Source organism: Haliea alexandrii (assembly GCF_003719295.1).
Classification (GTDB): domain Bacteria; phylum Pseudomonadota; class Gammaproteobacteria; order Pseudomonadales; family Halieaceae; genus Haliea; species Haliea alexandrii.
Window position 1 is genome coordinate 1,716,836 of the sequence record NZ_RFLW01000001.1, and the last position, 20,065, is coordinate 1,736,900.

Annotated in this window: 17 protein-coding genes; 5 read left to right on the forward strand and 12 right to left on the reverse strand. The window is 62.7% G+C overall.

Features of this window, described 5'->3' with window-relative positions:
* Positions 1 to 768, forward strand: coding sequence for an SDR family NAD(P)-dependent oxidoreductase (locus EGJ68_RS07745; RefSeq protein WP_123033857.1), 768 nt, complete (start codon positions 1 to 3; stop codon positions 766 to 768).
* 48 nt (positions 769 to 816) lie between these two features.
* Here EGJ68_RS07745 and EGJ68_RS07750 read toward each other — a convergent pair whose 3' ends face one another.
* From EGJ68_RS07750 to EGJ68_RS07770, 5 genes are all read right to left on the reverse strand, one after another.
* A complete protein-coding gene (locus tag EGJ68_RS07750; RefSeq protein ID WP_123033858.1) occupies positions 817 to 2,373 on the reverse strand; it encodes a leucyl aminopeptidase family protein in 1,557 nt (518 codons plus the stop codon).
* Positions 2,374 to 2,396: 23 nt separating this feature from the next.
* Positions 2,397 to 5,204 (reverse strand): RNA polymerase-associated protein RapA, encoded by a 2,808-nt coding sequence (gene rapA, locus EGJ68_RS07755; protein ID WP_123033859.1) that lies wholly within the window; start codon positions 5,202 to 5,204, stop codon positions 2,397 to 2,399.
* Between the two features lie 113 nt (positions 5,205 to 5,317).
* A complete protein-coding gene (locus EGJ68_RS07760; RefSeq protein ID WP_123033860.1) occupies positions 5,318 to 6,136 on the reverse strand; it encodes a TatD family hydrolase in 819 nt (272 codons plus the stop codon).
* On the reverse strand, positions 6,133 to 7,065 hold the full coding sequence (locus tag EGJ68_RS07765; protein ID WP_123033861.1) for a LysR family transcriptional regulator: 933 nt from the start codon (positions 7,063 to 7,065) through the stop codon (positions 6,133 to 6,135). Before EGJ68_RS07765 ends, EGJ68_RS07760 begins: the two co-directional genes overlap by 4 nt.
* A gap of 145 nt (positions 7,066 to 7,210) precedes the next feature.
* Entirely contained in the window at positions 7,211 to 8,689 is a 1,479-nt protein-coding gene (locus tag EGJ68_RS07770) for a WS/DGAT/MGAT family O-acyltransferase (protein WP_123033862.1), read from the reverse strand.
* A 128-nt stretch (positions 8,690 to 8,817) separates the two neighbouring features.
* Here EGJ68_RS07770 and EGJ68_RS07775 point away from each other — a divergent pair, with 128 nt between their 5' ends.
* A complete protein-coding gene (locus EGJ68_RS07775; protein ID WP_123033863.1) occupies positions 8,818 to 10,143 on the forward strand; it encodes a hypothetical protein in 1,326 nt (441 codons plus the stop codon).
* On the opposite strand, the gene EGJ68_RS07780 is transcribed toward EGJ68_RS07775, so the two are convergent.
* The 6 genes from EGJ68_RS07780 to EGJ68_RS07805 form a co-directional block, all read right to left on the reverse strand.
* On the reverse strand, positions 10,121 to 10,753 hold the full coding sequence (locus EGJ68_RS07780; protein WP_233248714.1) for a class I SAM-dependent methyltransferase: 633 nt from the start codon (positions 10,751 to 10,753) through the stop codon (positions 10,121 to 10,123). The genes EGJ68_RS07775 and EGJ68_RS07780 overlap by 23 nt on opposite strands.
* A gap of 1 nt (position 10,754) precedes the next feature.
* Positions 10,755 to 11,210 carry a cold shock domain-containing protein gene (locus EGJ68_RS18545; RefSeq protein ID WP_158283560.1) on the reverse strand — a complete coding sequence of 152 codons (456 nt, stop codon included), beginning with the start codon at positions 11,208 to 11,210 and terminating at the stop codon, positions 10,755 to 10,757.
* A 156-nt stretch (positions 11,211 to 11,366) separates the two neighbouring features.
* Entirely contained in the window at positions 11,367 to 11,579 is a 213-nt protein-coding gene (locus EGJ68_RS07790) for a cold-shock protein (RefSeq protein ID WP_027948509.1), read from the reverse strand.
* 91 nt (positions 11,580 to 11,670) lie between these two features.
* Entirely contained in the window at positions 11,671 to 14,505 is a 2,835-nt protein-coding gene (locus tag EGJ68_RS07795; protein WP_123033865.1) for a valine--tRNA ligase, read from the reverse strand.
* Positions 14,506 to 14,538: 33 nt separating this feature from the next.
* Entirely contained in the window at positions 14,539 to 14,967 is a 429-nt protein-coding gene (locus EGJ68_RS07800) for a DNA polymerase III subunit chi (RefSeq protein WP_123033866.1), read from the reverse strand.
* Between the two features lies 1 nt (position 14,968).
* Positions 14,969 to 16,453 carry a leucyl aminopeptidase gene (locus EGJ68_RS07805; RefSeq protein WP_123033867.1) on the reverse strand — a complete coding sequence of 495 codons (1,485 nt, stop codon included), beginning with the start codon at positions 16,451 to 16,453 and terminating at the stop codon, positions 14,969 to 14,971.
* A gap of 123 nt (positions 16,454 to 16,576) precedes the next feature.
* Here EGJ68_RS07805 and lptF point away from each other — a divergent pair, with 123 nt between their 5' ends.
* Together lptF and lptG are read left to right on the forward strand one after the other, a co-directional pair.
* A complete protein-coding gene (gene lptF / locus EGJ68_RS07810) occupies positions 16,577 to 17,695 on the forward strand; it encodes an LPS export ABC transporter permease LptF (RefSeq protein WP_123033868.1) in 1,119 nt (372 codons plus the stop codon).
* On the forward strand, positions 17,682 to 18,743 hold the full coding sequence (gene lptG / locus EGJ68_RS07815) for an LPS export ABC transporter permease LptG (protein ID WP_123033869.1): 1,062 nt from the start codon (positions 17,682 to 17,684) through the stop codon (positions 18,741 to 18,743). The genes lptF and lptG overlap by 14 nt, the downstream gene beginning before the upstream one ends.
* 19 nt (positions 18,744 to 18,762) lie before the next feature.
* Here lptG and EGJ68_RS07820 read toward each other — a convergent pair whose 3' ends face one another.
* Positions 18,763 to 19,224: an RDD family protein gene (locus tag EGJ68_RS07820; RefSeq protein WP_123033870.1), complete on the reverse strand. Its 462-nt coding sequence runs from the start codon at positions 19,222 to 19,224 to the stop codon at positions 18,763 to 18,765.
* Positions 19,225 to 19,382: 158 nt separating this feature from the next.
* Between EGJ68_RS07820 and EGJ68_RS07825 the strand changes: the two genes are divergently transcribed.
* Positions 19,383 to 20,063, forward strand: a complete 681-nt coding sequence (locus EGJ68_RS07825; RefSeq protein ID WP_027948502.1) for a response regulator transcription factor — start codon at positions 19,383 to 19,385, stop codon at positions 20,061 to 20,063.
* The last annotated feature ends 2 nt before the right edge of the window (positions 20,064 to 20,065 follow it).

Sequence of the window (20,065 nt, forward strand, 5' to 3'; positions counted from 1 at the left end):
ATGCACAACCTGTTTGACGTCAGTGGAAAAGTGGCCGTGGTGACCGGCGGTTCGCGTGGTATCGGGGCGATGATTGCCGAAGGCTTTGTGGCCAACGGCGTCAAGACCTACATCACCGCACGCAAGGTCGAGGAGCTGGAGGCGACGGCGGAGCGCCTGTCTGCCCTGGGGGAGTGCATTCCCATCGCTTCGGACCTCTCCACCCTGTCCGGCATCACCCAGTTCGCCGCGGCGGTACGTGAGCGGGAAAGCGCGGTGCATATTCTGGTCAATAATGCGGGCGCCACCTGGGGTGCGGACATTGACGACTTTCCCGAGAGTGGCTGGGACAAGGTCATGGACCTGAACGTCAAGTCGATTTTCTTTCTCACTCAGCAGTTGCTGCCGGCGCTCCGCGCTGCACGCCGCGACGACGATCCGGCCCGTGTGATCAATATCGGCTCGGTGAACGGCATTACCAACGCGCATGGCAACAACTACGGCTATAGCGCGAGTAAGGCTGCGGTACACCAGCTGACCCGTCAACTGGGTGCCGACATGGCAAAGGAGGGCATCAACGTCAACGCCATCGCGCCCGGATTATTCCCGAGCAAGATGACGGCGCACATGCTGGCGCATGAAGCGGAGTTGGTTAAAGGTTTCCCGATCCCCCGGCTGGGCTCGCCGGAAGACGCCGCGGGTACGGCCATATACCTCAGTGCCCGTGCCTCCGCCTGGGTGACCGGTCACGTGCTGGTACTCGATGGCGGATTGGTAGCGGAATCCTGACAACCCTGTCGCCGCTGGCCACGGGCCAGCGGCGACAGGGGGTGCCTGCTACTCTGCCGGGGCTTTCGCGTAGAGCTTAACCCACTCGGTGAGCAGGCGAACACCGTAGCCTGTGGCGCCAGTCAGGGGCGGTTGGCTCGCGGCGTCGTAGCGTCCGTTACCCGCCATGTCGACATGCACCCAGGGGGTTTCGCCCGCAAACCGTTGCAGGAATACGGCGCCCGCCTGCGCTCCGGGGCTGCCGGTGTTGCGAATATCCGCCACCGTGCTGTCGATGATTTTCTCATAGGGCCCGAGGGGAAGCCGCCAGACGCGCTCGCGGGTCAGCTCGCCGGCTTCGGTAATGCTGGCAACCAGGTTGTCGTCGGTGCTGAACACAGCGGCGTAATCACTGCCCAGGGCGCGCACTTTCGAGCCGGTCAGGGTGGCGATATCGACAATGACTAGTGGCTCAAATTTCTCCCGCGCATACCAGATACCGTCTGCGAGTACGAGGCGTCCCTCGGCATCCGTATTGGCGATTTCAATAGTAATGCCGCTGGCGGAGGTCACCACATCACCGGGCAACTGCGCGGTACCGGATACTGCATTCTGTGACAGGGGCATAACGCCGACAACGTGAATCGGCACACGCTGGCGCGCCAGTGCTTCGATAGTGCCGGCCACTGCCGCTGCACCGGCCTTGTCGCCGGTCATGGCGAGCAGGGAGTTGGCGTCCAGCTTCAGGTTGTAGCCGCCACTGTCGAAGGTGATGCCTTTGCCGACCAGCGCGATGGGGGCTGCCTTGCTGCCGCGCCATTGGGCGATCAACAGGTGCGAGCCGTGTTGGCTGCCACGGCTGACACCATACAGGGCCTCCATACCTTCCTCGAGGATCTGCTTGGGTGTCAGCACGGTGATTTTGACGCCCAGGGGTTCCAGCCGTGACCTGACCTGTTCGGCAAATGCGGCCGGGTAGCCATCACTGCCGGGCAGGTTGGTCAGCTCGCGGGCGGTGAATACGCCCTCGGCGAGTGCGCGCAGTTCCGCGTAGCGCTCTTCGGCGGCATTCGGGGTGGCTGTCAGCCAGTAATACGTTTGCGCCGGGCGCGGCTCCGGTGCCGATTTATAGCGGTCGAAGCGGTAGTTTGCCAGATCCGCGCCGTGGGCCAGCGCTGCCACGGTACTGCTCTGGTCGCTACCCTGCGGTAACAGACTGGAATTCACCGCCACGGTGCTGGACGCTCGCGTTGACAATAGCGTGGCGAGTGCTGCGCCCACCGACTCCGCATCGGCGCGCGGCAGGCTCTGCCCAGCGCCAACGCCGAGTGCGACCAGCCGCTGCGACTCAAGCCCGCTGGGGGCCAGAATTTCAAACTGTTCACCCAGCGCACCGGTGAAAGCCTGTGCCTCCAGCGCGCGCTGGAATTGCGTTGCAGTCGCTGCGGGCCAGCCCTCGGGTGCGGCGATAGCACCATCGAATTCGGGCACGAGAACGACCATCGCTTCAACGGTTTCGGGTTGTGTTGTGCGGAACTCGTTTCGGGTGTCGAGATAGTCCGCAGAAGCCACAGTCGCCAGGAGTGAAACACCCAGCAGGGCACAGATACGTAGGGTTGCTAGCATGGAATGTAGAGGTCTCCCTGGTTTCAGGTTGTAATGATCAGGCGCAGTGCCTGTAATTGCAGGCTGGCATGACCGATATGCAGCGCCGATTCTTCAATCCGGTACGCTATATGGTCCAGCTCCTCCTGACGAATGGAGGGGTTTACCGCGCGCAGTGCCTGCAGGCGCGCAAGCTCTGCACCCAGCTCCGTGCGCATGCGCTGTTCTGCATCTGCCAGCAGCGGCGCGAGGCGCTCCGTGGCAAGGCGGGTGGCGAGCAGCATCTTGTTGTCCACGTCCTGTTGCACCTGCTTGATAATGGCGAGGGCAGTGCTCTTGTTGACACGTTCGACCAGGCCGTTCAGACGCTCATGTGGTACCAGTGCGGCGAGATCCTTGCCGCGGGCATCGACCAGCAGGCGCAACGGGGACAGCGACAGGAAGCGTTCCAGCTGCAATCCGCGCGGTGCCACGCAATTGATGGTGAACACACATTCGAGCAACATAGTGCCGGGCGCAATGCCCTTCAGTTTTATTGTGCCCAGAGCCGCGTTACCCAGCTCGGTGGAACGCACCATGTCCATCGCTTCTACCAGCATCGGGTGCTCCCAGGTGAGGAAGGCCATGTCTTCCCGGGCCAGCGCCTTGCTGCGGGAGAACGTCACCGTGGTGCCGTCTTCCGGCAGGTGGGGGAAGTGTCCGGTCAGCATATGGTCGGTGGGCCGCAGCACCAGCGCGTGGTCTGAATGGTGCTCGTGCTCTACGCCATAGGCCTCGCACAGTGTTTCCAGATACTGTTGTAGCGCGTCGTCCTCTTCGTTGCCGGCGATTTCCGCGATCAGCTGTTGTGCGACGTCTGTCTTGCAGGAGTTGCGCTCCAGCAGGCGGTCACGACCCTCGCGCAGTTCGCGCCGGGTTTCCTCGGTGAAGACGGCAGTATCGGCAATCAGCGCGTCCAGGGTGGTGGTATCCGGGTCCTGCAGCAGGGGTAGCAGGCGGGCCTGGAACCGCTCCAGGATCATGGTGCCTGCAGAGCAGCTTTCACGGAACAGGTTCAGGCCGCGGTCGTACCACTCGAGGAGCACTTCCTGCGCACCGCCAGCGAGAAAGGGTACGTGTATCTGCACGTCCTCTGTTTGCCCGATGCGGTCGAGACGCCCGATGCGCTGCTCAAGCAGGTCGGGGTTGAGGGGCAGATCGAACAGTATCAGGTGGTGGGCGAACTGGAAGTTGCGGCCTTCGCTGCCGATTTCAGAGCACACCAGCGTTTGTGCGCCAGCCGATTCGTCGGCGAAGTAGGCGGCGGCGCGATCCCGCTCGATGATGGACAGCCCCTCGTAGAAGGCTGCTGAGCGGATGCCGGCGCGCAGGTGGAGATAATGCTCCAGCGTCACCGCTGTCTGCGCCCGGGCGCAGATGACCAGCACCTTTGCCGGGCGCAGGGCCTTCAGTGTCTGTTCCAGCCAGGCGACGCGCGGATCGAAGGACAGCCAGCTGTCGTCGTGGTAGGGCGACTCCGGATGCAGTGCCTCGGTGATATCGCTGTTGGCGTGGCGATAGGCATCGGGTTGTTCCAGCGGGTAGCGGTGCAGAACGCGCTGTGGGAAACCACTGATGGCGGCACGGGTGTTGCGGAACATCACGCGCCCGGTGCCGTGGCGGTCGAGAATTTGCTCAATCAGCGTTTCTGCGGGTGCATCCGCGTCCAGCCCCTCCGGTAGCCCGGCCGGGCTTTCGCCGCGCTCCAGGCGCAGCGTCAGGTCGCTCCAGTGTCGGTACTGCTGCTCTTCTTCACGGAAGGCGGACAGCGAGTGGAACCGCTCCGGGTCCAGCAATTGCAGGCGTGCAAAGTGGCTCTCCAGACCGACTTGCTCCGGTGTCGCGGTGAGCAACAGGAGCCCGGGGTTCTGGCGGGCCAGTGCGGCCACGAAGCGATAGTCTTCTCCCGGGTTGTCCGGCGACCAGTGCAGGTGGTGGGCCTCATCGACCACCACCAGGTCCCAGTTTGCGGTCAACGCTTGCAGTTGGCGCTCCTGCGAATCGCGGAACAGATCCAGGCTGCACAGCACCAGCTGCTCGGCGTCAAACGGGTTGTGCTCTTCCACATCCAGCAGCGGGTCCTCGTCCAGCATGTCGAGCGGATCGGCCTCCGCCAGTCGCTCCGCGTCGAACAGGGCGAAATGCAGGTTGAAGCGACGTAACATTTCCACCAGCCACTGGTGCAGCAGTGTTTGCGGCACCAGCACAAGTACGCGCGATGCGCGCCCGGTCAAGAGTTGCTGGTGCAGGATCATGCCTGCCTCAATGGTCTTGCCGAGGCCAACTTCATCCGCGAGCAGCACGCGAGGGGAGTGACGTTGCCCCACTTCGTTGGCGATATACACCTGGTGGGGCAGCAGGCTGGTGCGCGAGCCCATCAGACCGCGGGCAACGGAACGCTGCAAACGGTCCATGTGGGCAAGTGTTGCCACGCGCAGCGCGAAGTCGCTGGTTTTGTCGAAGTGACCATTCAGCAGGCGCTGCTGCGGTGTGGTGATCTGCACAAACGGGTCCAGCTCCAGCTCGGACACCGTCACGCTTTCCTCATGGTGGTCCGTGCCGGTGTAGAGCAGGAGGCCCGCACTCTCGGTCACCTCGGTAATGGCGAGTTCCAGCCCCTGCACGGTGGAGATGTGATCCCCGGCCTTGAAGCGTAACCGGGTGAGTGGGGCGCTCTCAGCTGCGTACGTGCGTTCTTCGCCAACGGCGGGAAAGCTCAGCGTGACGCGCCTCGGCTCGACCTCGACGATAATGCCCAAACCCAGCTGCGCGTCCGCGTGGCTTACCCAGCGTTGACCGACAATGTATTCCATAGCGTCCCATTTGCTGCCGGGCCCTGGCGTACGGCCCGCAAAAGGCCGTTATTCTACCACCGACGGGCTGCCGGGTTGAGGCTTGCGGGCAGCGTGCTGGGAAATTGCCCTGTTTATTTGCTTGTCTCGGGGAAAAACAGGGCAAGACTGTTGCGGTAGGCAGCCTGCAGCAGGGTTTCGACGGGTATTTCCAGTACCTCGGCGATCCGCTCGGCGATGAAAGGCAGGTAGAACGGTGCATTGGGACGCCCCCGGTAGGGCACGGGTGTGAGATAGGGGGCGTCGGTTTCCAACACCAGCTGATCCAGCGGGGTTGCGGTTACCACGGCGCGGACGTTGTCGGCGCTGTTGAAGGTGGTAATACCGTTGAACCCGAGCATGAACCCGGCATCAAGACAGAATTGCGCCAGCGGCAACCCGGAGGTGAAGCTGTGGATTACCCCCTTGCGCTGCAGTTGCGGCGCGTACTCGGCGAGTATGGCGCGGGTGTCCTCATCGGCTTCCCGGGTGTGCACCACGATCGGCAGGTCGAGCTCGACTGCCAGCGCCAGCTGCGCAGCAAACACCTTGCGTTGCACCGCCCGGTCCGCATGGTCGTAGTAGTAATCGAGGCCGATTTCGCCGATTGCCACAATACGTGGGTCGCCCGCCTGCGCGCGAATCCGCGCCTCGACCGCGCTATCGAAGCCCTCGGCTTCGTGCGGATGAATGCCCTGCGTGCCCCAGATGTCCGGTGCGGCTCTGGTCAGCGCCAGCACGGTGTCCAGATTGGCCGCGGATACGGCAATGGTAACAATACGCTCCACGCCCACTTGGCGAGCGCGGACCAGGGTATCCTGCAATTCTGTGGCATCGAGGTAATCCAGATGGCAGTGTGTCTCGATCAATGGCGTGGCAAATACGGGTATGTCGCGCCGCTTGCTTTTACTCATCGCGCCTCCAGTTCGGTAATTGTGTCGATGATTTGCGCCCACAGCCATTGGTGCAGCGGTGACTGATCCGTACGGCGGTGCGCGACCAGCATGTATTTCAGGGCGTAGTCACTGCCGGGGGGCGTTGGCAGGGCGACAATACCACTGGTGATATGCGAGTTCTGCAGCACATAGGCTGGGCCGGGCAGAAAGTAGTCCGTGCTGCGCAATACTTCCATTGCCGTCATCAGGTGTGAGGTTTCCAGCGAGCCCTGCAGCGGGCTGCGCACACGCATGAAAGCGTCTGAGCTGCGCGCAAGCTCGGCCTGCTCCAGATCCGGCACATACACACGAATCAGCGGGAAGCTGGCCAGGCGGTCCCAGGTCACCTCCCCCGTAGTGAGTGGATGCTGCGCGCGCACCAGAATAGCGGCGGGTGCCGTTACCAGTTGCTGAGCACGGTACTCCGCTGGATAGTGGGACTGGGCGATGTGAATGGCAAAATCGAGGGCGCCCGTCGCCAGGGCGTCAAGTTGATGTTCCAGCCGGGTGATGGTGCGAATGGAAAGGCGTGGGGCCAGCCGGTGCAGACGCTGGATGAAGGCCGGTAGCAGGGCGATACCCACATATTCCGAGAGTGCCAGGGTGACCTCGCCGCTGTAGGTGTAGGGATCAAAGCGCGACCCCGACACCAGCCGGTTGATATCGTCCAGTACACTGTTCAGTTCCGCAGCCAGTTCCAGCGCACGGGGCGTGGGCTGCATACCACGGTTACTGCGGGTAAACAGTGGGTCACCGAACAGAGCGCGCAAGCGACTCAGGGTCTTGCTCATGGCCGGTTGCGTGATGTGCAGGCGCTCGGCAGCGCGCGACACGCTGCGCTCCTCGAGCAGCGCTTGCAGGGCCACGAGCAGGTTCAGGTCGGTCTTGTGCAGATTAAGAGTGTCCACCGTCTAATTATGAATTATTTTCATGGCGAACATAATAAAAATACATTGGATATATATTTGATTGGAACCTAAAATTTTCCCATGTCATGAGAGTTTCCGTTACCCGGTAGTGGAAGCGCCCATCCAGGTCCAGTAAGTGACACTTTCAAACCCGCCGTCTGGCGGGTTTTTTTTGCGCTTTTCGTGGCGCCGCCTTGCGCCGCGTGCGTGGTAGCACGGCAGCCGCCAGTGCCTGCAAGGATGCCTCAAGGCAGCGCTTGTAGTGCGCCGGGTCTGACAGCATGGCGCGGTCGGCGAGTACCGATACGGTTATCTTGCCGCAGTAGCTGAACACCATGTGGAACAGCCCCACGCCCGGCGTCAGCACGCCCAGGCCGTAATAGTCCATCAGGCGGGCGCCGGCACAGTACAGCGGCTGGTCCGGGCCGGCAACATTGGACACCACGGTGGATATGTTGACCGGCAGGTAGTTGGAGAGGTGGTTGCGCGCCCAGAAATTCGCAACCGGACGCGTGATTGCCGGCGTGAATACGCCGGCCAGCTTCAGCATGTCGACCAGCGGGCTTGCGTCGCCGGCCCGCTGCGCATCAAGTGAGCTGCGGTGGATTGCCTGCAAACGGGCGGCGGGGTCGGCAATGTCGGTGTGCAGGGAGGTGAAAATCGAGCCGACCTGGTTATGGTCTTCACTGGACTCCCGGCGCGCGCGCATGTTGACCGGAATCGCCGCCGCAAGTGCCGCAGACGGTGCCTCTCCCAGGTCATCGAGGTAGCGCTGCAGGGCGCCGCCGACAACCGCCAGTGCCACATCGTTGATCTTGACACCGGCAACATCCTTGATGGCCTTGAAGTCCTGCAAGCTGAACTCGGCTGCCGTGAATACCCGATGCGGGCTTACCGGGCGATTGAAGCGGGTTTTCGGCGCCTGCATGTCGACACCGGGATAGTCGCCGGTGGCCACGCCCGCCGCATAGCGCGCCAGCCGCAGAGAGTTGCCGGCGGCGCCGCTGATTACGCCGGCCACGTTCTTGATACCATTCACGGTAGCGCGCGAGAGCAACTCCGCCATACCGGGCGTAATATCCACCAGGCGTGGCAGGGGCTGATCGCTGTCGGCAGGTGCGGGGTCGGGCACCAGGTCGTGGATCAGGGCGGCTATGGAGTTGCCCCCCATGCCATCGACCAGTGAGTGATGGATCTTGACCATGATGGCGAAGCTGCCTTTAGGCAGGCCCTGAATACGGTCCAGGCCTTCGATGATATAGGCCTCCCAGAGGGGTTTGGACATGTCCAGCGGGCGGGAATGCAGGCGTGCGACCTGAATGCACAGCTGACGCCAGTCTCCCGGGCTGGGCAGGGCGATGTGCCGCAGGTGGAATTCCACGTCGAAGCGCTCGTCTTTCACCCAGTAGGGGCGGTCCAGACCACCGGGGACCTGTACCAGCCGGGTTCGAAACAGGGGCTGGTTATCCAGCCGTCGCTCGAACGTTGCAATCAGCTGTTTGAAGCGCACTTTGCCACCCGGGGCGGTAGACGGGTCGTAAATTCCCAGGCTGGCGATGTGCTGTGGCGTACTGCCGCGCTCCAGATTGATAAAGGCAGCGTCCAGGATGCCGAGCTGTTTCATGCAGGTGACTCCGGGTCGCCGGTTGAGTGGAGGAAGAGTGATGAGTCTGTCTGTGCGCCGTTATATCATTAATGCCGGGGTTGCTCTAGCGGCACCCGGCGGAGGCTGGTGGTGAGGAGGGGTTGGCGATGAAGCAGGGACAATCGGTACAGGGCGGGCAATGGCTGGCTGTACTTTGTTGCCTGTTGATCTGCGCAGTTCCACTGGCCGCAGCCTGGGCTGCGCCGGGCATCAGTTACGGGCACGACTTTATCCGCGCGGGCAAGTCATGGCCGGATGAGGCCCCGCTGCCGGCTCGCCTCGACCCGGCAGCGGCGCTCGATCCCGCGCTAACGACCCGGCAACGGGAGCGCCTGCAGGAGTTGGAAGCGGTGCAGGGGCCGTATGCGCCCGGGCTTGCTGAGCCTCTGGCCGAACTGGGCCGCAGCCTGTCGCAGGCCGGTGATCCCGGTGCCGCTCTGCGCAGTTTCAACCGCGCTCTGCATGTAATGCGCGTCAACGAGGGACTGTACAGTGAGAACCAGCTGCCGTTGATCAAGGAATTGCTGGCCGCGCACCGCAGCCTGGGGGACTGGCGAGCGCTGGATGCCCGTTATGATTACTACTACCGCCTGTTGCACGGAGCCGGTGCAGTGCAGGATGCCCGCGGGGCGGCCGAATACTTTCGTTGGCAGCGCGAGGCCCTGCGTCGGGAATTGGACAGCAGCGACGATCGGCGCCTGGTGCAACTCTTCGAGAGCAACGAGCAACTGTTGCTGGCCGTAGACAATACGCTGCCGGCTGCTGAGCGCTGGTACCTTGTCGACAGCCAGTTGCGCAACCTCTATCTGATTCAGGCCCGGGCCCGCCCCGACACATTGGCGGTCCGCAGCACGGCGGCACCGACTTTCGGTTTTCGCCAGGAACCGGTGCAGGAGTTGGATATTTATCAACAACGGCTGGCGGCGATACAACGTTTGGCGGAGGGCCGGGGCACCGAACTCCTCGCTACGTTTATTGCGGCGCCGGACCTGCAGGATGAGGCACTCCGCGCCCGGGCCTGGCTGGCGCTTGCAGACTGGCGCCAGTGGAACGGTGCACAGGGCGATGCGCTGGAGGATTACCGCGCCGTAGCGCTGCATCTGCAAACCACAGGGCAACAGTCTGCGCTCGAGGCGTGGTTCGGCGCGCCGGTAGAGCTCCCCGACAACGGTGCCTTCACTCGCGACCCGGGGGCAGGTGGAGCGCTTGTTGCGGCACGCTATCGGATAAACGATCGGGGTGTGGCGCAGGATGTGGAAACAGCAGCGCTGGAAGAGGCGGACAGCGGCTTTGCCATGCGACTGTATCGCAAGTTGCTGAGAACACGTTTTCGTCCGCGTATGGAAGCGGGTGAGCCCGTTGCGAGTGACCCTGTAGAGCGCACCTACCGCTACCTGGACCCGGAGGCCATCAGGCGTTTTCGATCACCATAAGCGCGCCGCGCGCTTCCACGCTGCCGCGACAGCGCCAAGGCAGGAGTTCGGCGCAGTGCCGGTCAACACAGCTCTGTGCCATGTCGAGAAAGGTGGAGCGCTCCGGGTCCGCGATGATGATTGTTTTCACGCCGGCCTTTACTGCCCGGTTGACCAGGTTGGTGACCGGGCGCACCAGTTCATCCCAGAAGCATACATCGGCCGCCAGCAGCATGTCATAGCGTGCCAGTTCACGGGTCGTGATCTGTTCGAATCGCTTCACCTGCGGACGGGTACTGACGCCGTTGAGTGTCGCCACGGCATCGAGGTACGGGAATACATCCGGGTCCGCGTCCAGCGAGGTCACTTCGCTGCCCAGTCTGGATGCACACCAGATCCCCGCGATGCCCCAGCCGCAGCCGACATCGAGCACTTGTCCAGTGTGGGCAGGCGGATGTTTGTGCAGGTAGTCCAGCAGCAGACAGCTGGATTTCCACAGCTTGTTGCCGTGAATGCTCGGCAGTTTACCCTGACGGCGCACGCGGCGAATCGCCGGGTGTGCCGCCGTAGGCATGACCATGCCGCGAAAGCGGCGCTCGGTGCGCGTTGGTTTACCACCGCTGTTTGCCACCTCAGTGCGACCGTTCCAGCAGTTCCACGTCCTCAGCCTGGGGGCCCTTGTCGCTCGCCGCCGTATGAAATGCAACGCGTTCCCCATCGCGCAAGCTGCGACGGCCTTCGCCGCGAATGGCGCGGAAATGCACAAACACCTCGCTACCGTCATCACAGGTGATAAAGCCGAAGCCCTTGGCGCTGTTGAACCACTTGACGGTGCCCTGTTCACGACCCGCTTGTGCCGGCTTCGCGCTGCGTGCCGGTTTTGCCGCTGCCTTTTTGCTGCCTTTCTCCTGCCTGGGAGCGGGTTGCGCGGTCGATACGGGCCACAGTGCACCCAGCAGCGCGGAACCGGTGGTTGCCACAGCGAATAGCAGCAGCAAGGTGAGGTCAGGGAAGGGCAGGCCCAGAAGTGAGCCCGCCAGCGCGGACAGCGCCAGGGCAAAGAGCAGGGTGACAATCAGTTGGGACATGAAGCGCATGTTGTTCCTCGTCAACGGTAGGGGTGAATGCCTGTGATGGAGAGCCAGGCACATATTATCTGGCCCGCGGCGTTCGTGCCCGCGGGCAAGCAAGGTCGGGTGTATTCGATGAATCGGGACGTGTCGCGCGACACGGCGAACCGCGACTCAGGTTTTTTGCACGTCCTCGGCCTGCAGGCCCTTGGGCCCTTCAACCAGGCTGAACTCAACGGCCTGCCCTTCATTAAGGGTGCGATAACCGTCACCCTGGATCGACCGGAAATGCACGAAGACGTCTTCGCTGCCTTCCTCCCGGGTGATAAAGCCAAAACCCTTGGCGTTATTGAACCACTTTACCGTGCCACTTACACGTTCATTCATACCCCTTATCCTCGGTATTCCCTGCTGCTTTTTATTGTGGCCAACGCGCCGTTCGCGTCGGCTTCTGAGTATGTGCACCGAGTCTTGAGCCTTACAGGCGCGCGATATAGTCTGCCTGACCGCGCAGCTTTTGCAGCGCCTGCTCCAGCGCTGCCAGCTTGTCCCGCTCCTTGTCGACAACGTCCTGCGGTGCCCGGTCAACAAAGTTGCTGTTGCCGAGTTTGCCCTGCAGGCGGTCGCGCTCTTTCTCCAGTTTCTCCACTTCCCGGCCGAGCCGGGCCAGTTCCGCATCGCGGTCAATCAGCCCCGCCAATGGCACCAGCAGTTCCAGGTCACCCACCAGGCCGGTGGCGGCAACGGGGGCCTGGTTGCCGGCGTCCAACCATTCAATGCTATCCAGCTTCGCGAGCTTTTTCAGGAAGCTGGCGTTGTCATGCAGGCGCATGCGGTCGGTTTCACTGCCGTTTCGACACAGCAGGTCCAGGCCCCGCCCTGGCGGTACATTCATTTCTCCACGTATGTTGCGAATACCGACAATCACCGCTTTCAACCATTCTATATCTGCATTCGCGGCACTGTCCACGGCACCGGAGTCGCTCTCTGGCCAGGGCTGCAGCATGATGCTGGGGCCGGAAACCCCCGCCAGCGGCGCGGCGCGCTGCCAGATTTCTTCTGTGATGAACGGCATGAAGGGGTGCAGCAGTCGCAGCCAGGTTTCCATGACGGTGATCAGCGTGCGGCGCGTTCCACGCAGCAGTGCAGGGTCTGCTTGCTCGTCCCAGAGTACGGGTTTCGACAGTTCGAGATACCAATCACAATACTCGTTCCAGATAAATTCGTAGAGTGCCTGGCTGGCGAGGTCGAAGCGGTACTGATTGATGGCGGCGGCCACGGCATCGGCAGTACCCTGCAGGCGTGAGAGAATCCAGCGATCGGCCAGGCTCAGTTGCACTGGCAGACTCGTGTCAGTGCCGCAGTCGTGCTCCTCACAATTCATCAGCACATAGCGTGCGGCGTTCCAGATCTTGTTGCAGAAATTGCGGTAGCCCTCGATGCGTCCAATATCGAACTTGATATCGCGACCGGTGGACGCCAGCGAACAGAAGGTGAAGCGCAGCGCATCGGTACCGTAAGCGGCGAGGCCCTCCGGGAATTCGGCGCGGGTCTGCTGCTCGATCTTCCTTGCCAGTTGCGGCTGCATCATGCCGTGGGTGCGTTTTGCCACCAGTGGCTCGAGTTCAATGCCGTCGATGAGGTCGATCGGGTCCAGCACATTGCCCTTGGACTTGGACATCTTCTGGCCCTGCGAGTCGCGCACCAGGCCATGGACGTACACGGTGCTGAACGGTACCTGGGGGCTGCCGTCCGGGTGCTTGAGGAAGTGCAGGGTGAGCATGATCATGCGTGCCACCCAGAAGAAGATGATGTCGAAGCCGGTCACCAGCACGCTGCTGGGATGGAACGCCTGCAAGTCTGCTGTGTCTTCTGGCCAGCCCAGGGTCGAAAAGGTCCAAAGAGCGGAACTGAACCAGGTGTCCAGCACGTCCTCGTCCTGTTGCAGTGCGACGTCCGGCTCAAGTGCATACTTTTGCCGCACCTCGGCCTCATCGCGCCCGACGTAGACCTTGCCCTGTGTGTCGTACCAGGCCGGGATGCGGTGTCCCCACCAGAGCTGCCGGCTGATACACCAGTCCTGGATGTCGCGCATCCAGGCAAAGTACATGTTCTCGTACTGTTTGGGGACAAACTGTATGCGCCCGTCTTCGACCGCTTCGATGGCGGGCTGGGCAAGGTCCGCCACACTGACGTACCACTGGTCCGTGAGCCAGGGTTCCACCACGGCGCCGGAACGGTCACCGCGGGGTACCTTGAGGGTGTGGGGTTCTATTTTCTCCAGCAGGCCCAGGGTCTCGAAGGCGGCCACAATGGCCTTGCGCGCTTCGAAGCGCTCCATACCCGCATACTCAGCGGGTGCCTGCTCCCCATGCTGGGCAGCGTACCCGGCAAAGGTGAGCACGGTGAATTCGCCGAGAACATGCGCGTTGCGGTCGAGTATATTGATCAGCGGCAGGTTGTGGCGCTTGCCGACTTCGTAGTCGTTGAAGTCGTGTGCCGGGGTTATTTTTACACAGCCGGAGCCGAATTCCGGGTCCACGTAATCGTCGGCAATAATGGGGATCAGGCGGCCGGTGAGTGGCAGGCGTACCTGTTTGCCGACCAGATGCTGGTAGCGCGGATCCTCCGGGTGTACCGCAACGGCGCTGTCGCCGAGAATGGTCTCCGGGCGCGTGGTGGCTACCACGAGGTGCCCGGATTCGCCTTCGATGGGATAGCGGAAATGCCAGAGTGAGCCCTGTTCCTCCTCGTTCAACACCTCGAGGTCGGAAATCGCGGTGTTGAATACCGGATCCCAGTTTACCAGGCGTTTCCCGCGGTAGATGAGCCCCTGATCGTACAGCTGTACGAACACCTCACCCACCGCCGCGGAGAGCCCCGGGTCCATGGTGAAGCGCTCTCGGCTCCAATCGACGGAGGAGCCAAGGCGCCGGATCTGGCGGGTGATGTTATCGCCGGATTCCGCCTTCCAGTCCCACACGCGCCGCAGGAACTCTTCCCGCCCCAGGTCGTGGCGGGACGCGCCCTCCGCCGCCAGTTTCCGCTCCACAACCATCTGTGTTGCGATGCCGGCATGGTCGGTGCCCACCTGCCACAGGGTGTTGTCGCCGCACATGCGGTGGTAGCGAATGAGGCAGTCCATGATCGCGTTGTTGAAACCGTGGCCCATGTGCAGGCTGCCGGTCACGTTCGGCGGCGGGATCATGATGCTGTAGCTGCGCTCGCCGCCGCGGGGCTTGAAGTACCCCTGTTGTTCCCAGTGGTCATACCACTGGGCTTCGATTGCGGCAGGTTGAAAGGTCTTGTCCATCGCGGTTGCTGTCCGGGTGCGAAAAGCGCGGGATTATACGCCGCCGAGGTCGTGCTTTTCCAACTGGTAACCTCGCGCCTGATAAAAGCGCCAGGATTCCCTGAGTGCCGCAAGGCTGGCTTTATCCTGGGTAACCACCTCGGCAACACGGTGGAAACGGCCGAAAAACGCCGGCACTTCCAGTCGCAGGTTGATCAGCAGGTCGTCATGCCCGGCAGGTTCCTCCCCCCAGCCTATGGCGACCAGGTCTGAACCGGGTTCACCTGCGAGGCCGTGGGGCAGGAAGCTGCCCGGGCGAAAGGACCAGAGCAGGGTATCCAGTGAGTGCGCCTGCGCCTGATCCCGGGCATGGATATAGATGCGATGGCCGCGCTGAAACGCCTTGTCGGCCAAACGCGCCGCCACCTGCAGGCGCTGTGCCTCGCCCGCCTGCTGGATCACGTAGAAGCCTACCCGCGTCATGTCAGTCCGTGGCCCGCCCCTGCAGGTAGCGAGTGAGCATGGCCACCGGCCGGCCGGTGGCCCCCTTGGGCGAGCTGTTCCAGGCGGAACCGGCAATATCCAAGTGCGCCCAGGGATAGTTCTCGGCGAAGGTCGCCAGGAAACAGGCGGCGGTGACCGACCCACCTTCAGGGCCGCCGATATTGGCGAGGTCCGCGAAGTTGCTATTGAGCTGCTTGCGGTAGTCGTCCCACAGCGGCATGCGCCAGCCGCGGTCGTGGCTGTCGGTGCCGGCGCTCAGCAGTTGCTCGGCCAGCGCATCGTCGTTGGCATACACGGCCGAGGCGTGGGAGCCCAGGGCAACCACACAGGCCCCGGTGAGGGTCGCGATGTCAATCACCGCGGCGGGCTTGAAACGGCTGGCGAAGGTCAGCGCATCGCAGAGCACCAGGCGGCCCTCGGCGTCTGTGTTGAGCACTTCGATGGTGGTGCCGGACATGCTCTTGACCACATCCCCGGGTTTCGTGGCGCGGCCGCTGGGCATGTTTTCTGCCGCAGCAATGATGCCGGTGACGTTCAGCGGCAGTGCCATGTCGATCACGGCCTGCAGTGTACCCAGCACGCTGGCCGCGCCGCACATGTCGTATTTCATTTCATCCATCTTGGCCCCGGGCTTGATGGAAATGCCGCCGGAGTCGAAGGTGATCCCCTTGCCCACCAGAACCTGCGGTGCAGCACCGGATTTTCCGCCGCGGTACTCTATGACGATGAGTTTGGCGGGTTCGTCGCTGCCCGCTGATACCGAGAGCAGTGAGCCCATACCCAGCTCGCGCATTTTCTTTTCTTCCAGCACCTGCGTGCGGACCTTGCTGTTGCCGCGAGACAGCTTGCGCGCCTCGCTGGCCAGATACGACGGTGTGCAGATATTGCCGGGCAAGTTGCCCAGTTCGCGGGTGTAGTTGATGCCGCGGCCGAGCGCTGCGCCATTGTCCAGCGCCGCTTGCGCGCGCTTTGCAGGCAGCCCCTTGCCGGGGTTGACCACGAGCTTTTTCAAGGCGAGCGGATCTTTGGGCTTGGAAACCGTGCGGGTATAGCGGTAGCTGCTCACGGTGAGGGTGCGCGCGACCAGCTCCAGCAGCCAGGCGCCATCCACCGCATCGCTCAACAGGTCAGCCGTGTGCAGCAGCGCCTCCGTCACGTTACTGGCGTTCAACGCGGCGCTCAGGCCCTGAAACGCCTCGCGAGCGGTGGCGTGGCTGAAGCGGGCGCGATCACCACAACCCAGCAGCATGACGCGTTCGGCATTGCCGATGCCGGGCAGCAGGTGAGTCTGCCCCGGCTTGCCCTGGAAATCGCCAAGCTTGAGGGTGTTGCTCAGTGCGCCGGCGTTATCCAGGGCGGTAGCCGTGGCGGACAGCTCACTACCGAACACGGCAACAATGGCGCAGCGGGTTTTGGTTTTGCTGGGGTCCGCGCTGGCGCGGGCGGTAAAGGTAAGAGTGCTCATGGTCTGTGCCTGCTAGTTTTCGTGGGCGTGGAAAAGACCGCTAGTGTATGATGTACGGCGAAGAAACTGAACCTCTGGCGGTCGTCCGACACGGGCGCTTGCCACGCTGCAACCTGGGCCTGCATGAAAATCCTGGCGTATCTGACGCGCGATGTCCTGCAACACACTGTCGCGGTGAGTTTCACCCTGTTGGTGATCATATTCAGTGGTCGCTTCGTCAAGTACCTGGCGGAGGCCGCGGTAGGTAACCTGGCGGGTGACATCCTGCTGCCTGTCATGTTTTTCCGCCTGCCCGGTTTTCTGGAATTGATTCTTCCCCTGGGCCTGTTCCTCGGCATTCTCATGGCCTACGGTCGGCTCTACGTCGAGAGCGAGATGGTGGTACTGTCGGCCTGTGGGGTAAGCCCCACACGGCTGGCCGGTTATACCCTGGCATCGGCGCTGCTGGTGATGGCGCTGGTGGCGCTGCTGAGCCTGCTGGTCACCCCGTTGGGTGCGGCGCGGTCCTCGGCACTGCTGGATGACCCGGAAACCTCGCAGGGGCTGCAGACTCTGGCGGCAGGGCGGTTCCAGTATCGCAAGTCCAACGGTGTCGTGAGCTACGCCGAACGCATCGACCCGGATAGCGGCGTCATGCACTCGGTCTTTCTTTCACAGCAGTCCGCCGCACCCGGCGGCGGCACCCGGCTGACGATTACCGTTGCCTCCGAAGGCGAGATTGTTCTTGATAGCACGACGGGTGCGCGCTATCTGGAGCTGCGCGATGGCTACCGCTACAGCGGCCAGCCCGGCGAGCTGGATTATGAGGTGGTTGAGTTCGAGCGCTTTGGTGAGCGCATACCAGAGCCGGAAGGCGGTATTCGCAGCGTGCCGCGCGTTGATGCACGGCCCACCCGGGCGCTGCTGGAGTCCACGCTGCCCGAAGAGCGCGCTGCGCTGCACTGGCGGCTGTCGCTGCCAGTCACTGTGCCCATCGTGGCGCTGATTGCCCTGTCGCTGAGCCGCACGGATCACCGGCGTGGTCGCTACATCAAGATGGCGCCTGCGTTCGCGCTGTACCTCATTTACCTCGTGTTGTTGACCAAGGCGCGCTCCGCCATGGAAGAGGGTGCGGGGCCGCTGGTCTTCTGGGCGGTGCACCTGCTCTACGGCACCTTGGCGCTGGGGTTGCTGTACGGCGACACGCTGCGTCGACGCTGGTATGCCCGCAGGGCCAGGGGAGTTGCCGATGCGTCTGCTTGACGGGTACATCGGGCGCACATTGCTGGCGTCCATCTTTCTGGTGCTGCTGGTCATCGTGGGGATTGATGTCGTTTCCGTGTTTATCGACGAGTCGGGTAGCCTCAGCGAAAGCTATACCTTTCTGGAAATGTCGACCTACATTGCACTGACCGTGCCCGGCCGCCTGTACGAGTTCATTCCATCGGCAGCGTTGATTGGCAGCCTGGTGGGCCTCGGCCAGCTGGCCACGGCCAGTGAGCTCACCATTATGCGCGGTGCGGGTGTGTCCATCGCGCGCCTGGTGGTGGTGGTAATGAAATATGCCCTGCTGGTGGCGCTGGTCGGCTTTGTGCTGGGGGAGGTGGTCGCCCCGCCGGCGGAACAGCTGGCCGAGAACCGCCGGGCGCTGGCACAAAGCGCGCCCGGCGGCCTTGCCGGCCGCTACGGTATCTGGAACCGCGAAGGCGATTCCTACCTGTATTTCAACGCGGTGGAAAGTGAAACGGCCCTGCGCGGTGTGCTGCTGGTGCAGCTGGACGAGCGTCGCCGGATGATCGCATCGCTGGGCGCGCAGCGGGCCCGGTTTGCGGGGGATCACTGGGTGCTGGAAGATGTGGTGAAAACTGATTTCAGCAGCTGGGAAACCACCCGCACGCGGGCCGAAACACTGCGTTGGGATACCGGTATTACACCACGGTTGTTGACCATGGAAGTGGTCTCACCCGAGCGCTTGCCCCTCATCGATCTGCAGCGCTATAGCCACTATCTGCAGCAACAGGGGCTGGATGCCGACGATTTCGAGATCGCCATGTGGCGCAAGCTGCTGCAGCCGGCATCGATAGCCGGCCTGGTGTTGGTGGCGATAGCGTTTATTTTTGGCCCTTTGCGTGACGGTACCCTGGGCTTGCGCATTTTTGCGGGTGTTCTGGTGGGGGTGGCCTTCCAGATCAGTGAGGACCTGTTGGGGCCCGCCAGCCTGGTATTCGGATTCCCGCCGCTCTATGCTGCGTTGACGCCGGTGTTGCTGTGTATTGGCGTGGGTCTGGTGCTACTGCTGCGCACCCGCTGAGGGGGGCGTTCGGCGGCTGTTATTTCTCGTGCTTGGGCAGCAGTAGAAGGTGGCTGCCACTGAGGTGGTCGTGCCAGTACAGTCCGCGTTTGTCGATCAAGCACCACCAGTAGCCCAGCCCTACAGGCAGTAAAGAGAGGAGGGCTGCGCCGCAGCGCAGCAGGCAGCGCCCAGTGCCCGGCGTAGCCCCCGTTTCATCCACGAGCTTTATGCGCCAGGCTTGCATGCCCAGAGTCTGGCCGCCCTTGCGCCAGAACAGGGTGAAAAACACCGCCACACAGCCTATGCTCAGCAATTGCACCACCTGGGGATTCATCTGGTAGTAATCGCTGCCCTCGCGAATGCCGAGGAGCCACATTTCGATTGCGCTTGCGATGGCTACCGTCACACCAATCAGCGGTATGACCAACAGCGTGTCGTAGAGCAGGGCCGCGAGTCTGCGCAGCAGTGATGGCGGGCCTGATGCATCGGATTCTGACATGCGGTCTCCTGGTGCCTGTAGAGGGGGGCGGGCGCGTCGTTGCGACGGGCGCGATTCTAGCACTGTCAACGTCGTGGCCGCGTATTACGTCATTGTAAATTGTTCGGCCGCACAGGGCAGTGCTACATTGCGCGATCATTCACGCAGGGAATAGACGGATGAAAGTGCTGCTGGTGGAGGACGACCGAGCCGTTGCCGAGTTCATTGTGTCGGAGCTGCAGGAGGCCGGGCATGTGTGTAGCCACTGTGCTGATGGCGAGTCGGGACTTGCCGCCGCACGCAGTGGCCAGCACGATGTGCTGGTGGTCGATCGCATGCTGCCGCGCCTGGATGGCCTGGCGCTGCTGCGCAGCCTGCGCGAGGGTGGGCAGCGCACCCCCGTGCTGTTGCTGAGTGCACTGGGCAGCGTTGATGACCGTGTGCAGGGCCTGCACTGCGGCGCCGATGACTATCTGGTCAAACCGTTTGCGATGGCCGAGTTGCTGGCACGGCTGGAAATCCTTGCCCGGCATGCACGTGAGGTCGGTACGGAAGTGCCGACCCGTCTGCAGGTGGCGGATCTGGAGATGGACCTGCTCACGCAGGAGGTACGACGCCACGGCGAGTTGATCAGCCTGCAGCCGCGGGAATATAAACTGTTGGAGTACTTGATGCGGCATGAAGGCCAGGTGGTTACCCGTGCCATGTTGCTCGAGCATGTCTGGGGCTATCATTTCGACCCGCAAACCAATGTGATTGATGTGCACGTCTCCCGACTGCGCCAGAAAATCGACCGGGATTTTACGCCGCAGTTGCTGTCTACCGTGCGCGGTGCGGGTTATAGCCTCGGGGATAGCTAGGC

What these genes read in the sequence shown, in the direction of transcription:
- EGJ68_RS07745 (WP_123033857.1), top strand. Translation starts at nt 1, where the DNA reads ATGCACAACCTGTTTGACGTCAGTGGAAAAGTGGCCGTGGTGACCGGC.
- EGJ68_RS07750 (WP_123033858.1), bottom strand. Translation starts at nt 2,373, where the DNA reads ATGCTAGCAACCCTACGTATCTGTGCCCTGCTGGGTGTTTCACTCCTG.
- rapA (WP_123033859.1), bottom strand. Translation starts at nt 5,204, where the DNA reads ATGGAATACATTGTCGGTCAACGCTGGGTAAGCCACGCGGACGCGCAG.
- EGJ68_RS07760 (WP_123033860.1), bottom strand. Translation starts at nt 6,136, where the DNA reads ATGAGTAAAAGCAAGCGGCGCGACATACCCGTATTTGCCACGCCATTG.
- EGJ68_RS07770 (WP_123033862.1), bottom strand. Translation starts at nt 8,689, where the DNA reads ATGAAACAGCTCGGCATCCTGGACGCTGCCTTTATCAATCTGGAGCGC.
- EGJ68_RS07775 (WP_123033863.1), top strand. Translation starts at nt 8,818, where the DNA reads ATGAAGCAGGGACAATCGGTACAGGGCGGGCAATGGCTGGCTGTACTT.
- EGJ68_RS18545 (WP_158283560.1), bottom strand. Translation starts at nt 11,210, where the DNA reads ATGTCCCAACTGATTGTCACCCTGCTCTTTGCCCTGGCGCTGTCCGCG.
- EGJ68_RS07790 (WP_027948509.1), bottom strand. Translation starts at nt 11,579, where the DNA reads ATGAATGAACGTGTAAGTGGCACGGTAAAGTGGTTCAATAACGCCAAG.
- EGJ68_RS07795 (WP_123033865.1), bottom strand. Translation starts at nt 14,505, where the DNA reads ATGGACAAGACCTTTCAACCTGCCGCAATCGAAGCCCAGTGGTATGAC.
- EGJ68_RS07800 (WP_123033866.1), bottom strand. Translation starts at nt 14,967, where the DNA reads ATGACGCGGGTAGGCTTCTACGTGATCCAGCAGGCGGGCGAGGCACAG.
- EGJ68_RS07805 (WP_123033867.1), bottom strand. Translation starts at nt 16,453, where the DNA reads ATGAGCACTCTTACCTTTACCGCCCGCGCCAGCGCGGACCCCAGCAAA.
- lptF (WP_123033868.1), top strand. Translation starts at nt 16,577, where the DNA reads ATGAAAATCCTGGCGTATCTGACGCGCGATGTCCTGCAACACACTGTC.
- lptG (WP_123033869.1), top strand. Translation starts at nt 17,682, where the DNA reads ATGCGTCTGCTTGACGGGTACATCGGGCGCACATTGCTGGCGTCCATC.
- EGJ68_RS07820 (WP_123033870.1), bottom strand. Translation starts at nt 19,224, where the DNA reads ATGTCAGAATCCGATGCATCAGGCCCGCCATCACTGCTGCGCAGACTC.
- EGJ68_RS07825 (WP_027948502.1), top strand. Translation starts at nt 19,383, where the DNA reads ATGAAAGTGCTGCTGGTGGAGGACGACCGAGCCGTTGCCGAGTTCATT.